14 protein-coding genes and 2 tRNA genes are annotated in these 14,413 nt (G+C 65.5%); 9 read left to right on the top strand and 7 right to left on the bottom strand.

Going from position 1 to position 14,413, the window contains the following annotated elements:
* The first annotated feature begins 1 nt into the window (after position 1).
* From oadA to TVNIR_RS06395, 3 genes are all read left to right on the top strand, one after another.
* On the top strand, positions 2-1,834 hold the full coding sequence (gene oadA / locus TVNIR_RS06405; protein WP_015258177.1) for a sodium-extruding oxaloacetate decarboxylase subunit alpha: 1,833 nt from the start codon (positions 2-4) through the stop codon (positions 1,832-1,834).
* Entirely contained in the window at positions 1,835-2,452 is a 618-nt protein-coding gene (locus TVNIR_RS06400; protein WP_015258176.1) for a Maf family protein, read from the top strand.
* 429 nt (positions 2,453-2,881) lie between these two features.
* Positions 2,882-3,253: a sulfur globule family protein gene (locus tag TVNIR_RS06395; RefSeq protein ID WP_006747716.1), complete on the top strand. Its 372-nt coding sequence runs from the start codon at positions 2,882-2,884 to the stop codon at positions 3,251-3,253.
* Between the two features lie 136 nt (positions 3,254-3,389).
* Here TVNIR_RS06395 and TVNIR_RS06390 read toward each other — a convergent pair whose 3' ends face one another.
* The gene (locus TVNIR_RS06390) at positions 3,390-4,439 is read right to left on the bottom strand and encodes an alpha/beta fold hydrolase (protein WP_043740298.1); all 1,050 of its coding nucleotides are present in this window, start codon (positions 4,437-4,439) and stop codon (positions 3,390-3,392) included.
* A complete protein-coding gene (locus TVNIR_RS06385; protein WP_015258173.1) occupies positions 4,439-4,876 on the bottom strand; it encodes an HIT domain-containing protein in 438 nt (145 codons plus the stop codon). Before TVNIR_RS06385 ends, TVNIR_RS06390 begins: the two co-directional genes overlap by 1 nt.
* A 364-nt stretch (positions 4,877-5,240) precedes the next feature.
* On the opposite strand from TVNIR_RS06385, the gene TVNIR_RS06380 reads away from it, so the two are divergent.
* The 3 genes from TVNIR_RS06380 (at position 5,241) to TVNIR_RS06370 (ending at position 9,349) form a co-directional block, all read left to right on the top strand.
* Positions 5,241-6,896 carry an ATP-binding protein gene (locus TVNIR_RS06380; protein WP_083499379.1) on the top strand — a complete coding sequence of 552 codons (1,656 nt, stop codon included), beginning with the start codon at positions 5,241-5,243 and terminating at the stop codon, positions 6,894-6,896.
* Positions 6,883-7,521 carry a response regulator transcription factor gene (locus TVNIR_RS06375; protein ID WP_015258171.1) on the top strand — a complete coding sequence of 213 codons (639 nt, stop codon included), beginning with the start codon at positions 6,883-6,885 and terminating at the stop codon, positions 7,519-7,521. The genes TVNIR_RS06380 and TVNIR_RS06375 overlap by 14 nt, the downstream gene beginning before the upstream one ends.
* A 136-nt stretch (positions 7,522-7,657) precedes the next feature.
* Positions 7,658-9,349 carry a glutamine--tRNA ligase/YqeY domain fusion protein gene (locus TVNIR_RS06370; protein WP_015258170.1) on the top strand — a complete coding sequence of 564 codons (1,692 nt, stop codon included), beginning with the start codon at positions 7,658-7,660 and terminating at the stop codon, positions 9,347-9,349.
* Here TVNIR_RS06370 and TVNIR_RS21250 read toward each other — a convergent pair.
* The gene (locus tag TVNIR_RS21250; RefSeq protein WP_157092341.1) at positions 9,285-9,515 is read right to left on the bottom strand and encodes a copper resistance protein NlpE N-terminal domain-containing protein; all 231 of its coding nucleotides are present in this window, start codon (positions 9,513-9,515) and stop codon (positions 9,285-9,287) included. The genes TVNIR_RS06370 and TVNIR_RS21250 overlap by 65 nt on opposite strands.
* 457 nt (positions 9,516-9,972) lie before the next feature.
* On the opposite strand from TVNIR_RS21250, the gene TVNIR_RS06365 reads away from it, so the two are divergent.
* The 3 genes from TVNIR_RS06365 (at position 9,973) to TVNIR_RS19700 (ending at position 12,064) form a co-directional block, all read left to right on the top strand.
* The gene (locus TVNIR_RS06365; protein ID WP_052316621.1) at positions 9,973-10,995 is read left to right on the top strand and encodes a hypothetical protein; all 1,023 of its coding nucleotides are present in this window, start codon (positions 9,973-9,975) and stop codon (positions 10,993-10,995) included.
* 475 nt (positions 10,996-11,470) lie between these two features.
* Positions 11,471-11,770, top strand: coding sequence for a type II toxin-antitoxin system RelE/ParE family toxin (locus TVNIR_RS19705; RefSeq protein ID WP_043739463.1), 300 nt, complete (start codon positions 11,471-11,473; stop codon positions 11,768-11,770).
* The gene (locus TVNIR_RS19700) at positions 11,771-12,064 is read left to right on the top strand and encodes an addiction module antidote protein (protein ID WP_058933125.1); all 294 of its coding nucleotides are present in this window, start codon (positions 11,771-11,773) and stop codon (positions 12,062-12,064) included. It abuts the gene before it with no gap.
* Between the two features lie 262 nt (positions 12,065-12,326).
* Here TVNIR_RS19700 and TVNIR_RS06350 read toward each other — a convergent pair.
* From TVNIR_RS06350 to gltX, 4 genes are all read right to left on the bottom strand, one after another.
* Positions 12,327-12,402 (bottom strand) — tRNA-Glu (locus TVNIR_RS06350).
* 22 nt (positions 12,403-12,424) lie between these two features.
* Complete coding sequence (locus TVNIR_RS06345; protein ID WP_015258168.1) at positions 12,425-12,643, bottom strand: hypothetical protein; 219 nt, start codon at positions 12,641-12,643, stop codon at positions 12,425-12,427.
* Positions 12,644-12,665: 22 nt separating this feature from the next.
* A tRNA-Ala gene (locus TVNIR_RS06340) sits at positions 12,666-12,741 on the bottom strand.
* A gap of 40 nt (positions 12,742-12,781) precedes the next feature.
* Positions 12,782-14,188 (bottom strand): glutamate--tRNA ligase, encoded by a 1,407-nt coding sequence (gltX, locus tag TVNIR_RS06335; protein ID WP_043739461.1) that lies wholly within the window; start codon positions 14,186-14,188, stop codon positions 12,782-12,784.
* Positions 14,189-14,413 lie beyond the last annotated feature (225 nt).

The raw sequence follows: 14,413 nt of genomic DNA, 5'->3' as shown, positions 1-14,413 counted from the left end.
CATGAGCCGAGTTCACATTACGGATGTCACCCTGCGCGATGGCCACCAGAGCCTGATCGCGACCCGCCTGCGCACCGAGGACATGCTGCCGATCTGTGCGCAGCTGGACCGGATCGGCTTCCACTCGCTCGAGGCGTGGGGCGGCGCCACCTTTGACGCCTGCATACGCTTCCTGAAGGAGGATCCCTGGGAACGGCTGCACCGGCTGAAGGCGGCCCTGCCGAATACACCGCTGCAGATGCTTTTGCGCGGCCAGAACCTGCTGGGTTACCGCCACTATGCGGACGACGTGGTGCGCAGCTTCGTGCAACGCAGCGCGGCCGGTGGCATCGCGATCTTCCGCATCTTCGACGCGATGAACGACATCCGCAACCTGCGCGTGGCGATCGAGGCCACCCGCGAGGCCGACGCGCATGCGCAGGGCACGATCTGCTATACCACCAGCCCGGTACATACCCCGCGCCAGTTCGTGGCGATGGCGCGCGAGATGGTCGAAATGGGCGCCCAGAGCGTCGCGATCAAGGACATGGCGGGGCTGCTCACCCCGAGTGCGACCCACGAACTGGTCACCGACCTGGTCGACGCGGTCGACGTGCCGATCCACCTGCATGCCCATGCCACCTCCGGTCTGTCCGAGCTGTGCCACTGGCAGGCGATCGAGGCCGGGTGCCGGCACATCGAGACGGCCATCTCCGCGTTCGCCGGCGGCACCAGCCACCCGCCCACCGAAAGCATGGTCGCCGCGCTCGCGGGTACCCGCTTCGACACCGGGCTGGACCTGGCCGCACTGCAGGAGATCGGCGCCTACTTCCGCGAGGTGCGCAAGAAATACGCGCGCTTCGAGAGCGGCTATACCGGCGTCGACACGCGGGTCCAGACCAATCAGGTTCCCGGCGGCATGATCTCCAACCTCGCGAATCAGCTCCGGGACCAGGACGCGCTGGATCAGTTCGACGCGGTGCTGGTCGAGATCCCGAAGGTACGCGAGGCTCTCGGCTATCCGCCGCTGGTCACACCGACGTCCCAGATCGTCGGCACGCAGGCGGTGATGAACATTCTCGCCGGCGAACGCTACAAGGTGATCACCAACGAGGTGAAGCATTACCTGATGGGTCATTACGGCCGCACGCCCGGTCCGGTGAACCCGATCATCCGTGGCAAAGCGATCGGCAATGCCGAGGTCGTCGAATGCCGCCCGGCGGACCGGATCGCCCCGGAGATGGATCAGTTGCGCGCGGACGTCGCCGAACTCGCGGTGAACGAGGAGGACGTGCTCACCTACGCCCTGTTCCCCGAGATCGGCCGGCAGTTCCTCGAACAGCGCGCCGAGGGCACCTTGGTTCCCGAACCGCTGAACCCGCCGCAGGCAACCACGGCCGAGGGCTGCCCCGCCCCGGTCGAGTTCAACGTGACCTTCCATGGCGAGACCTACCACATCAAGGTTACCGGCAGCGGCCACCGCCGGGAGGATTCGCGACCGCTCTACGTGACGGTGGACGGCCTGCCCGAAGAGGTGCTGCTGGAAACCCTGGACGAGATCGACCTGGCCCCGGCCACGGTCAGCCGCAGTGACACGGGCAAGCGAGCGCGCAAGGGCCACCCCCGCCGGGCCACCCGCCCCGGGGACGTGACCACCTCGATGCCCGGTACCGTGATCGACGTGCTGGTTTCCGAGGGACAACAGGTCACCGCCGGCGATCCGGTACTGGTGCTCGAGGCGATGAAGATGGAATCGGAGATTCCCGCGCCGGTTACCGGCGTCGTGAAGGCGGTGAACGTGACCAAGGGCCAGGCCGCGAATCCGGATGACGCACTGATCGAGATCGAGGCCTGAATGGCGCCTGCCCGGCCCCTGGTACTGGCCTCGACCTCCTCGTACCGCAGGGCGCTGCTGCAGCGGCTCGGTCTGGACTTCCAGACCGCAGCCCCCGGGATCGACGAGTCGCCGTTCCCCAACGAAGCCCCGGAGGCGATGGTGGCACGACTGGCCGCGGCCAAGGCCGCCGACGTGGCACGCGATCATCCCGCGGCTCTGGTCATCGGCTCCGACCAGTGCGCGGCGGTGAACGGCCGGATCCTCGGCAAGCCCGGCTCCCACGAGCGCGCCAGCGAGCAGTTGGCGGCGCTGTCCGGCCGGCGAGTGGTCTTCTACACTGGCCTGTGCTTGATCGACAGCGCCGGCAACCGGCAGTGGTTGGAGACGGTACCGTATGCGGTGGAGATGCGTTCGCTCGCGTCCGAGGAGATCGAGCGCTACCTCCGTGTCGATCGGCCGTATGACTGCGCGGGCAGCTTCCGGTCCGAGGGGCTCGGCATCGCCCTGTTCAGGCGCATGGAGGGCGAAGACCCCACCGCGCTGATCGGCCTGCCCCTGATCCGTCTCTGCGACTGGCTGCGGGAGGCCGGCCTGCCGATACCCCCGGATGCGCCGTCCGGGCGAAGCGCCGGCTGAACCTCGCCCGCAGGACAGCACGCGGGCCGAGGAGGATCCTGGCATCCTGTCGGCATCGGCGGTCTGGCCCGAGGAATCCGTGTTTCACGGCGTTTATCTGTGAACCGATGGAAGGTTTGAGCGCTAACACAATGGAGAACCGAGGGTCTTCGAAAGCAGGGCCACAGAGCCTCCAGAGTTCTGCCGAAAACCTTGATCTGGATCACAATCGCCCGGTAACATTTCCATAATATAAGCAGCAACTGATGCTTAGCCGGGGGTGGCACTACCACCTTGAAAACCCGCGGTGGGGCGTCTTTAATAGTGGTTCACCTTTTCCGAGCCCATCGGTGTGCGCCCTTCGCACCGGCGGGGCATGACAGGAAGTACCTCTGTGGTACGGGATGTACGAGTACACTCAAGGGCTATCACAACCTAAGGAGATTCGATATGCGTAAAGCGATGAAGGTTCTGGCGGCTGCCGCTCTGGTCGGTGCGTTTGCGATCCCCATGCAGTCCAGCGCCTGGTGGGGCGGCCCGGGCTACGGCTACGGCCCGCACTACGGTCCCGGCTACGGCTACGGCCCGGGGTATGGTCGCGGTCTGGGTGACTGGTTCGGCCTCGGCGACATGTTCGGCGACTTCGACTTCACCGCCCGCGGTCGCGGCCACGGCTATGGCCGCGGTCATGGCTACGGCGACTACTATGGCTACGGTCGTCCGTACGGCTACGGCTACGCCCCGCACTACGGTGCCCCGTACTACGGTGGTCCGTGGGGCGCGCCGGCTCCGCAGCAGCAGGCTCCGGCCGAGGCCGAGTAAGGCATGTAGACGACCGGCTGGAACACCCAGCCGGTTCGAAATGCCAGGCCCGATCCGCGAGGATCGGGCTTTTTTGTGCCCGCGTTGCACTCCGGCCCGCGACGGCTCCAGCGCGCGGCAAGAGCGCGACCGGCGCTCACCGTCGGCGGCGTTCCCGGAGACCTTTCGAAGGCAACGCGCAGATACGGTTACGGGCCTGTTCCAGGTCCACCTCGGCGCCGCGATGAACCCCCGCCTGAGAGTTCTCGAGCCAGGCGGCGATGTCCGTCAACGGATCCGTGGCGCCGAGGTAACGCGTCAGCATGTGGTAGCCGTCGGGATACAGCACCATCCGGAAGCGGTCGCCTTCCGTTGCGGACACGCGGCCCAGCCACTCGCAGACCGGCCCTGGCGGAATCACCTGGTCCCGCAGGCCGTAGAGCAGCAGCGTGGGCACCGGGAACCGGGCCGGTCCGTCGAACACCTCCGTCATCAGTTCGGTCACGCCGTGCAGCGTGTCGACCCGGGCCTCCTTCTGCACCATCGGGTCCCGCCTGAGGGCTTCGATCACCTCCGGATCATCGGTCGGCCGGATCCCGAGGTCGGCCACCGCGTCGCCGGAGAATGTCGCACCGGGGGCGATCCGCAGCATCACGGCAAGACCCAGCCGCTGGTACCAGGGCATCGTCTGCTCGCCCCAGACCGCCGGGGCGAGCAGGATCACCCCGTCGACATCCGGCACCGGATCGTTCGCCAGCGCGCGCAGGGTCACTGCACCCCCCATGCTCTCGGCCACCAGCACGATCCGGGCGTCCGGATACCGCTGGCGCAGCAGTTCCACGACCGCATGCAGATCGGCCGCCAGCGTCTCGCCACCGGCCCAGATACCCGGCCGTTCGGTGGCACCGAAGCCGCGCTGATCGTAGGCGTAAACCGCAGCCAGCCCGGTGTCCACGAGTGCCTCCTTGAGAGCGGCATAGGCCTGGCCGTAGTCCCCGAAGCCGTGCAGGCCCAGCACGACCGTGTCGGGTGCTCGATCCTGAACCCATCGGTGGATCGGCAGGCGGTATCCGTCGGCCATCACCGCCGCCGCATTGCGCAGTTCCGGCTCCTGCACCGGCGGACCGGCCGGCTGCACCTGTATTCGGCCACAGGCGGCCAGCAGCAGCGCGATCAGACACCCGACAACAATCCGCAGCGCCGGCATCAGCACAGGGGCAGGGTCAGGTGGCCCAGGAGCCGGGTGATCACCGCATCGGCACTGCGCGGATCGTGCAGCCGCGCAGCCGCGCGACCCCAGATCGGCCCAGGCCACGCCGGATCCTCCGGTACCCGAGCGACATGGTGAAGATGGAGCTGTTCCACCACGTTGCCCAACTTGGCCACGTTCAGGCACCGGGGCACAAAGGCGGCCGCCATGGCGGCCGACAGCGCTCGCGATTCTTCGAGCAACTGCACGGCCTGCGCGATCGGCAGATGGTGAAGCTCGGTCACGTCCGCCCGGCGCGGCACCAGGACGAACCACGGATAATCGGCATTGCGCATCAACAGCAGGCGGCACAGCGCCAGTTCGCCCACCGCGATGCTGTCCCGCTGGAGCCGTGCATCGAGTGCGAACCCCGCGGACCCGTTCATCACGCCCATCCTCGTGCCTCCTGACTTCCCATCAGAAAAAACCCGCTCAGCTGTCGTTCGCCAAGAAACTTCCGCGTTCGCACGTGACTCTACCGGACGGGTCATGGCGCGCAGCGAGGTGGCCCGAACCATCACAGGGATCGTTGACCCGGCCGAGCGCCGGGTTCCTTTTTCCCCACCCGGCGATCGCCCTGCCCGTCCCAGCCTACGATCGGCGCGCGTGGCACACCAGCCCCCCCCTGGCACTGGGCTGCGGGGCCGCCACGGATGCTTCCGAACGCTGGCGATCCTGTACGGGAAAACCCGTATCGCCATTGGCGGCCCGGCGCACCTACACTACGGGGCGTAAGCCGGTTTCTGATGGACATGCCCGATGCCGACAGCCCCGATCCCCGTCCCGCAGCCGTGGACTGCCCGGCCCGCCGCCCTGCCCTGGGTCTGGCTGGCCGGGCGCAGTGTCATGCTGGTCGCACTGTACTACGCGGTGGGACTGTGGGGCTTCGTCTTTACACCCGATGCGCACGGCATCCCGCTGGTCTGGCCGGCCACCGGGGTCGGACTGGCCTTCGTCTACCTGTACGGATATCGCCTGATACCCGCAGTGGGTTTCGCATCCGCGCTGGTCGCATGGCAATTCACGGGCGACATGGTCCCGCTACTGGAAACCCTCGGCACCGTCACCGCAACCATGGCCGGTGTGGCGCTGGGCGCCTATGCGTTGCACCGTCTCGGGTTCTCGCCACGACTGGAACGCCTGCGCGATGTCGGTTTGCTGCTGAGTGTCGGAGCCCTGACCGGATCGGGGCTGGCCGCGACCGCCGGTGCCTGGGGCATCGCGGTAGGCATGGACGAGCTCAGTTTCACCGACACCTGGTGGCTGTGCTGGATGGCGGATCTGATGGGGCTCGCACTGGTCGCACCGGTGCTGATGACCTGGCTCGGTGCTCCTTTGGCACGGCCGACGGACCGGGCCTACCTGAAGGGCTTCCTGTTGATCGCGAGCCTGATCTCGGTGACTGCTGTCGTGTATTCGGGGTTCCTGCCCGCAGGCGTCGCGATGCCGCTGTCCTATGCGGCCTTCCCGCTGGTGATGCTCGCGGCACTGCGCTGCCCGGTTCAGGTCACCACGACCCTGATGCTGGCCGGAGGCGGCATCGCGCTGTCGGGTACCGGCTGGGGTCTGGGGCCGTTCGCCGAACTGGGGCTGGACACGAGCCTGCTGTCGCTGAATGCACAGCTCGCGCTGCTGGTACTGACCGGGCTGGTGCTGACCGCGCTGCGCGGCGAACGCGAGGCCGCGGAAACCCGCGCGCGCCGGCATCTCGATCAGCTGGCGCGGGCCGGTCGGCTAAGCACACTCGGTGAACTCTCTGCAGGCCTGGCGCACGAACTGAACCAGCCGCTGTGCGCGCTGGCGAGCTATGCCCAGGCCAGCAAGCGGCTGCTCGAGCGCGGCCGGATGGACGAACTCGGCGAAGCGCTGTCCCAGCTCGATGCCGGCGCACACCGCGCCGCCGAAACCGTACGTCAGATGCGCGCCTTTGCGGCCGGCCAGGCCCCCGAGCGCCGGACGATCCGTCCGGATGCGCTCGTCCGCCCGGTACTCGATCTGCTGCGTCCCGAGTTCCGCAGCCGCCACCTGCGACTCGAGCTGAAGGTCGAGCCTCATCTCCCTGCCGTCACGGTCGCGCCGGTCCAGATCGAGCAGGTGCTGGTGAACCTGTTGCGCAACGCGATCGAGGCTCTCGAGGGCCGGCGGGACGGTCGGGTCGAACTCGGACTGCAGCGCGAGGCGGACCACCTGCAGCTTCACATCCGCGACAACGGCCCGGGCATCCCCCCGTACCGGCTGGCTGGCCTGTTCGACCCATTTTCCACCTGGAAGGAGAACGGCCTGGGCCTGGGACTTTCGATCAGCCGGTCGCTGGTCGAGGCCCACGGGGGCTGCCTGACGGTAAGCAACATGCCCGAGGGTGGCGCCGAGTTCCGCTTCACCCTGCCCCTGGAGCACAGCGATGCCCGCCCCTAGATATCCACAGGTCTACCTGGTCGACGACGACCCGGACGTCCGTACCGCCGTGAGCCTGCTGCTGAAGAGCGCCGATTTCCGTGTCACCGCCTGCGCGGATGCACAGTCTCTGCTGGACTGCGTCGATGTCGAGACTCCCGGTTGTCTCGTCCTCGACGTGCGCCTGCCGGACATGGACGGGCTCACGCTGCAGCGCGAACTCAAGGCACGAGCCGTGGGCATGCCGGTGATTTTCATCACCGGCCACGGCGACATCCCGATGGCGGTGCGGGCGGTCAGCGAGGGTGCCCTGGATTTCCTCGAGAAACCCTTTCACGACAGCGCCCTGCTGGAGGGCGTCGAACATGCCCTGGCACTGGACGCGGAACGGCGCGCAGGCGCCGCGGGCATCGCCGAGGTCGAGGAGCGGCTGGGATCCCTGACCCCGCGCGAGCGCGAGGTGCTGGAAAAGCTGCTGGACGGCAAGCCCAACAAACTGATCGCGCGCGACCTCGACGTCAGCGTACGCACGGTCGAGATCCACCGCGCGAACCTGATGCAGAAAATGGGCGCGAGAAGCGCCTCCCACCTCGCCCGCCTGGCCCTGGCTTGCGTCGAATACCGGAACCGACTGACCCCCGGCTGACCGAAGCCTGCACCGCCCGGAGGTTTGCCTGCACACCGCGCATGCCCCGGCCGCCCCGTGGATGCGAGCCCCGCCCTAGCCCGGGCATGCCGCCCCCGATACAATCACCGGCCAGCTTCAGCGGGCAATACCAGACATGAACCACCCGGAACCGACGAGCGCGCCGGCACATTTCATCCTCAACCGCATTCGCAAGGAGGTCGACGCGGGGCTGTACAGCCGGGTGGTCACCCGCTTCCCGCCGGAACCCAACGGATACCTGCATATCGGCCACGCGAAGTCGATCGTGCTGAACTTCTCAATGGCTGCAGCCTTCGGGGGTTACACCAACCTTCGGTTCGACGACACCAACCCGGCGAAGGAGGAACAGCGTTTCATCGACTCGATCAAGGAGGATGTGCGCTGGCTGGGGTACGAGTGGGAAAACGAGTGTTTCGCCTCGGACTACTTCGAGGCGCTGTTCGGCTACGCGCTGCACCTGGTCGATCACGGCCTCGCCTATGTCGACGGACAGGACGCAGACACCATCCGCGCACAGCGCGGCACGCTGACCGAACCGGGGGTCAACAGTCCCGACCGCGATCGCCCGCCCGCCGAGAGCCGCGACCTGCTCGAGCGCATGCGCGCCGGCGAGTTTCCGGACGGGCGCTATGTGCTGCGCGCGAAGATCGACATGGCGTCGCCGAACATCAATTTGCGCGACCCGGTACTGTACCGGATCCGCCGGCAACACCATCATCGCACCGGCGACGACTGGGTGCTCTACCCGACCTACGATTTCGCCCACGGCCAGAGCGATGCGATCGAGCACATCACGCACTCGCTGTGCACGATGGAGTTTGAGGACCACCGCCCGCTGTACGACTGGCTGCTCGAGCACCTGCCGGTACCGTCACGGCCGCAGCAAATCGAGTTCGCGAAGCTCAACATCGATTTCACCGTGCTTTCGAAGCGCCGGCTGACCCGGCTGGTCGACGAAGGCCAAGTCGCCGGCTGGGACGACCCGCGCATGCCAACGCTGGCGGGGCTGCGCCGGCGTGGCTTCACCCCGGTGTCGATTCGCAATTTCTGCAACGAGATCGGCGTCACCAAGTCCGAGGGGATCATTCCCTACGGCGTACTCGAGCGGCATTTGCGCGACGACCTGAACGTTCACGCGCCGCGCCGGATGGCCGTGCTGCGGCCGCTCAAGGTCGTGCTGACAAACTTCCCCGAGAACGAGACCGAGTGGTTCGACGCGGCCAACCACCCGCAGAACCCCGAGATGGGTTCCCGCCGGGTACCGATGACCCGCGAGATCTTCATCGAACGCGACGACTTCATGGAAGACGCGCCGAAGAAATTCTTCCGCCTGAAGCCCAGCGGCGAGGTGCGCCTGCGCAACGCGTTCATCGTCCGCTGCGACGAGGTCGTGAAGAACGACGCCGGCGACGTGACCGAACTGCGCTGCAGCCTCGACCCGGAGTCGCGCACCGGGCAGCCGAACGCCGAGCGCAAGGTCAAGGGCACGATCCACTGGGTTTCTGCACAACACGCGATTCCCGCCGAGGTTCGGCTCTACGACCGGCTGTTCAACGTGCCACACCCGAGCGGCGACAAGGAACGCGACTTCATCGAACACCTCAACCCGGCGTCGCTCGAGATCCTCGACACGGCTTGGTTGGAACCCACGCTGGCCGACGCGCCCCCCGGCCAGCCGTTCCAGTTCGAACGCCTCGGCTACTTCGCCCCCGATCTCGATAGCACCCCGGAGCAGCCGATCTTCAACCGCGCGGTAACCCTGCGCGACACCTGGGCGAAGATCGAGAAGGAGCTCGGAGGGGCCTGATACGACCCTCGCGATCCTGGTAGGTTTCACGTAGGAAGTAGACACCGTCCTCCCGAAGATTCAAGTGAAAATCGATACCTGGGCAATCGGTGCAGGGCAGCGTTTCCTCGAACGTCGTCGGGAGATCCTCCAGCGGGTGCACGGGGGAACGACCGACCCGGCGCATCCGCAAGGTAGCCGTCAACGGGAAGCCCCGTGTAATAGCCTGGTGGACCTGGTCCGTGACGAATAGCAGCCTGTCGCCATGGGACTTAACGAGGTGTCCGCTACAAGTAGACCACTTCAACCCGGTCACCCAGTGCCAACGGGCGCACTGCGCGGCGGCGTGCCCACGCTGGACGCCGACGGGCATTTTACCGTGCTGCTCTCCGCCGTTCGGACACCCCAGGCTCGGCCACACCCGTTCCGCCACCCCGAGCGCTGTTCGCCTTCCTGGGTTACGCTGGACCCTGCCCGGGGCCACCTGAACTTGGCGGCAGGTCCGTGTCCAGTGGGGATAATAGCCAGGGGATCGTCCGTCGCGAAAGCGAGTACGACCGAGGAACCGGATGCGGGAACACCGCACGTCCGGGACTGTGCCGGGGGCGCCGAGTAACCGGCGTTCCTACGGCGGAAACGCACGTATGAAAATGTACGAATTGGCGCAAGCGCTGAACGAGGCCTCAGGCGACTTCGAGATCAGCAGGCTCCAGGAGATGCGAGTTTGCCTGCGGTCGTTGAAAAGAGCCCCGTCCCGCACGATATTCGGGAGCCAGACGGTCCACGAGACCTACGCGTTTCACGTTGGGGGGCGAACCGAGCTGCAGTTCAACATCGGGACCGAATACCTCGCTGCGGGTGCACAGATTCGGCACGGCGTGGCATTCTCCTTGGAACTCAGCCAAACGCTTCCCACGCTCGATCCCCTTCTCCCAAAGGTTGCCAGATTTAACGACTACGTTCGGAACCACGCAGAAGACTTTCCCGGATTTCGGATGTGGCACCACGGGGCCGCCGGACGAAGCGAGGACCGCGCCGTTGGTCCCATACCGGACGAGCTTCTCGTGCCCGGCACCTTTATCATGTTGGGCCGGTACGTACCTCCTGAGCAGGTGGACGTTCGGGCCATTCTGGCAGATTTCGACAGGCTGCTTCCCCTCTATGTCTTCGTGGAGTCCACCGAGCGAGCTCCACCTTCCCCGAGCGAGCCGGATCGGTTTCGTCCTGGTTGCCCTTTATTCTCGGAATACTCCACTGCCACGGTGCCCGAGCGGACCATTGACGTAGCCCTGCGTCACGGCACCATCCAGCGCACTCTCTACGAACTGTTGTGCCAGGAGGCGGGTGCCGCCAACGTTCGCATCGAGCACCCGCTCGCGTTCGGGGTTCGGGTGGATGCCGCCGTTCGCAGCGACAGCGGACTCGCATTCTATGAGGTAAAGGTTGCGCCGACCGTCCAGTCCTGCGTGCGTACTGCGCTCGGCCAGCTTCTGGAGTACGCCTATTGGCCCTCTGCTGAGCGCGCGCATGAACTCATCGTGGTCGGGGAAGCAGAGATCGACGACGAAGCACGCGCCTATCTGCACCTTTTGCGCGGGCGATTCGCCTTACCGGTGTGGTATCGCAGGGTCGATGTCGATCGCGAAATTTTGGGGCCGCGCACTTGAGGTCGGCTGCTAACGAATAACGGTACTCGACATATGAAAAATTCCTTCGTTTCTTTCCACTCCCGCACTGTGATAAATACTACCGAAAGCGGGATTCCGAAGTGCTGAAAGAAGCCGACGCGCACCCGGAATATAGGCGCTCTCAAGACATGCCACTCCTCGCTATCCGGGTCTGCGAACGCCATGAGCCAGCCACGCGACAACGGCAGTCTTCGCGATGCCGTTACCCATGCGAATTCTTCCTGGAGGCCGATGGCTGGAGCAACGCGGCTGGGTCTCGCCACCGCCCTTGCCGCCCGACGCACCGGCTTTGCCCTCTCACTGGCGTGACTGCCTCAATGACTTGCACCATTGCTTTCGCGGGATGGGAACCTACCTCTTTGTCTACATTGAGCATGCGTTAGCGGGCAGGACCGGCATTGACGTAATGTTAACCAAGGTTGACATATTCACGGTTGTTGACTAGAGTTGACATATGCTGGAAGTCTATAAGACAGAAGAGTTCGCCCGCTGGTTCAGGAAGCTTCGGGACCGTCAGGCCAAGGCGCGAATTCAAGCTCGAATTGACCGACTTGAACAGGGTAATTTTGGCGATGTCGAGTCGGTTGGAGACGGTATCCATGAGCTACGCATATTCTGTGGCCCCGGGTATAGAGTCTACTTCACCCAACTCTCTTCAGTTATCGTGATTCTTCTAACGGGCGGCGATAAAGGCTCCCAAAGCAAAGATATCGCGAAAGCGAAAGAATTGGCCCAGAAATTGGAGGCGCAATAAATGACCGTTAAGCTAAGTCGTTGGGATTCGGCTGAATATTTGACAACAGAGGAAGATATCCAAGCCTACCTGGAAGCTGTCTTAGAAGAAGGGGGTGATGATCCTGCTTATATGATCCATGCTCTCGGAGTGATCGCGCGAGCGAAGAACATGAGCCAGCTAGCCAGGGAAGCTGGCATTTCCAGAGAGGGGCTTTATAAAGCCCTATCTGAAGAAGGGAACCCCACTTTTGCAACAGTGGCCAAAATCGCCAGAGCGTTGGGGTTGCAAATCAAGTTTCAAACGGCTGCATAATGTCCACTAGCAATCACAAGCAGCCGAACGGCTTCTCTGGAGCCGCGGCTGATGAACCGCGTGATCGTACTAGCCGATGGTGAGCGGCGGGCGCTGCTGACTGGGGAGCAGCAGGCATCAAGCTCATCCGCAAGCTGGCCCGTTCGGTGGTCGGAGCCGCCGCGCACAATCCTGAGGTCCAGGTGCCCCCCGCCTGCATCCTCTGGCCCGACCGGGAACAACTGTGGGAGCCCGCGCAAGACTCTGTAAGCAATTGAAAAGATGGCGTCCCCACGGGGATTCGAACCCCGGTCGCCGCCGTGAAAGGGCGGTGTCCTAGGCCTCTAGACGATGGGGACGCAGAGGCAGCGTCTACTGCAACTACTCGGGCGGGCCTTTCGGCTCAGCCCCCTGATCGGGGCTGTGCAGCAGGGTCGTGACCAGGCCCGTGAACACCAGCAGGAACCCGATGGGCACCAGCGCGATCAGGGGCTTGGCCCAGGTATCGCTGCCGGCGAACATCAGCCCAAAACCACCGATCAATCCGATGGCTCCGAGCACCAGGCCCAGGTACAGGGATATCATCCCGAACTTGTGCATATCCTGCTCGCGTTTCACCTTTTGGTGGAGCCAGGCGGGATCGAACCGCCGACCTCCTGCATGCCATGCAGGCGCTCTCCCAGCTGAGCTATGGCCCCGAAAGGCGAGCGCGCAATGTACCCACGGGGCGGCAGGCTGTCAAGCCGATTCTGCGGAAATCTTCGCCTGCGCGCGCTCGATGCGGGCGATCGTGCGGTCGCGGCCGACCAGTTCCAGGGTCAGGTCGATCGACGGCGATGCGGTGCCCCCCGTCAGCGCAACGCGCAGCGGCTGGGCGACTTTCCCCAGCTTGAGCCCCAGCATCTCGCCGGTGTGAAGCACGACCTGGTGCAGCGCCTCTTTCTCCCAGGCGCCGAGCGCGCGAAAGCCGTCGTGCAGCGCCTGCAGCACCGGCAGGGCCTCGGCGGTCAGGTTCTTGCGCCACGCCTTCGGGTCGTACTCGGTGAACTCGCGGTAGAAGAACACGCTGGCTTCGGCCATCTCGCGCAAGGTCCGGCAGCGGTCGCGCTGCGCGAGGACCACCTGCCTGGGCTCCGGGCCTTCGGAGGGGTCGATGCCGATCTGGCCCAGGTGCCAACCCAGTTCGCGCGCGACGTGATCGGGATCCAGCGTGCGGATGTAGTGCTGGTTCAGCCACAGCAGCTTCTCCGGATTGATTGCCGATGCCGACTGGTTCACCTCGGCGATGTCGAACAGCCGCACCAACTCGTCCAGCGTGAAGATCTCCTGATCGCCATGCGACCAGCCGAGCCGGACCAGGTAGTTCAGCACGGCCTCGGGCAGATAGCCCTCGTCGCGGTACTGCATCACCGAGACGGCACCGTGACGCTTGGACAGCTTCAGGCCGTCCGGCCCCAGGATCATCGGCAGGTGCCCATAGCGCGGTGGCTCGGCCCCCAGTGCGCGCAGGATGTTGATCTGGCGCGGGGTGTTGTTCAGATGGTCGTCGCCGCGGATCACGTGGGTGACCTTCATGTCCATGTCGTCGACGACGACCGTCAGGTTGTAGGTCGGCGTGCCGTCCGAGCGGGCGATGATCAGGTCGTCGAGTTCGTGGTTCTGGAACGCCACCTTGCCCCGGACCATGTCGTCGACGATGGTCACCCCCTCCTCCGGCGTGCGGAATCGCACCACCGGCTGTACGCCCTCGCGCGGCTCCTTGCGGTGCCGGCAGCGGCCGTCGTAGCGGGGCTTCTCCTTGCGCTCCATCTGCTCGGTACGCATCACCTCGAGTTCCTCGCGGGTACAGTAGCAGTGGTAGGCGTGCCCGGTATCCAGGAGTTTCTGGATCACCTCCCGGTAGCGGGCGAAATGCTCGGTCTGGTAGAACGGCCCGCGGTCGTAGGTCAGGCCCAGCCAGGCCATGCCCTCGAGGATGGCATTCACCGACTCCGGGGTGCTGCGCTCGAGGTCGGTATCCTCGATCCGCAGCACGAACTCGCCCCCGTGATGGCGGGCGTACAGCCAGGCAAACAGGGCCGTTCGGGCACCACCGATGTGCAGGTAGCCGGTAGGGCTCGGGGCAAAACGGGTACAGATGCTCATGCGCGGCTCACAGAGGCTGTGGAAACGCCGCATAGGGTAGCAAAGCTGCTACGGCTGCACGCCGGTCCGGACCCGCCCGCGGTCAGATCCTTCACACCCGTGGGCGCTGATCGCGCGCAGCCGGGGCCGGGCTGCGGCGCCGGGCGAGCCCGGTGGTGCGACCGCTGGGGCCGTCCTGGGCGGTGCCCGCGAGGCATCCGGATCGAACCCGGAAGGGGCCGTGCG

Source organism: Thioalkalivibrio nitratireducens DSM 14787 (assembly GCF_000321415.2).
Lineage (GTDB): Bacteria > Pseudomonadota > Gammaproteobacteria > Ectothiorhodospirales > Ectothiorhodospiraceae > Thioalkalivibrio > Thioalkalivibrio nitratireducens.
Note: the sequence above shows the minus strand (reverse complement) of the source record. Positions and strands in the feature narration are given on the sequence as shown.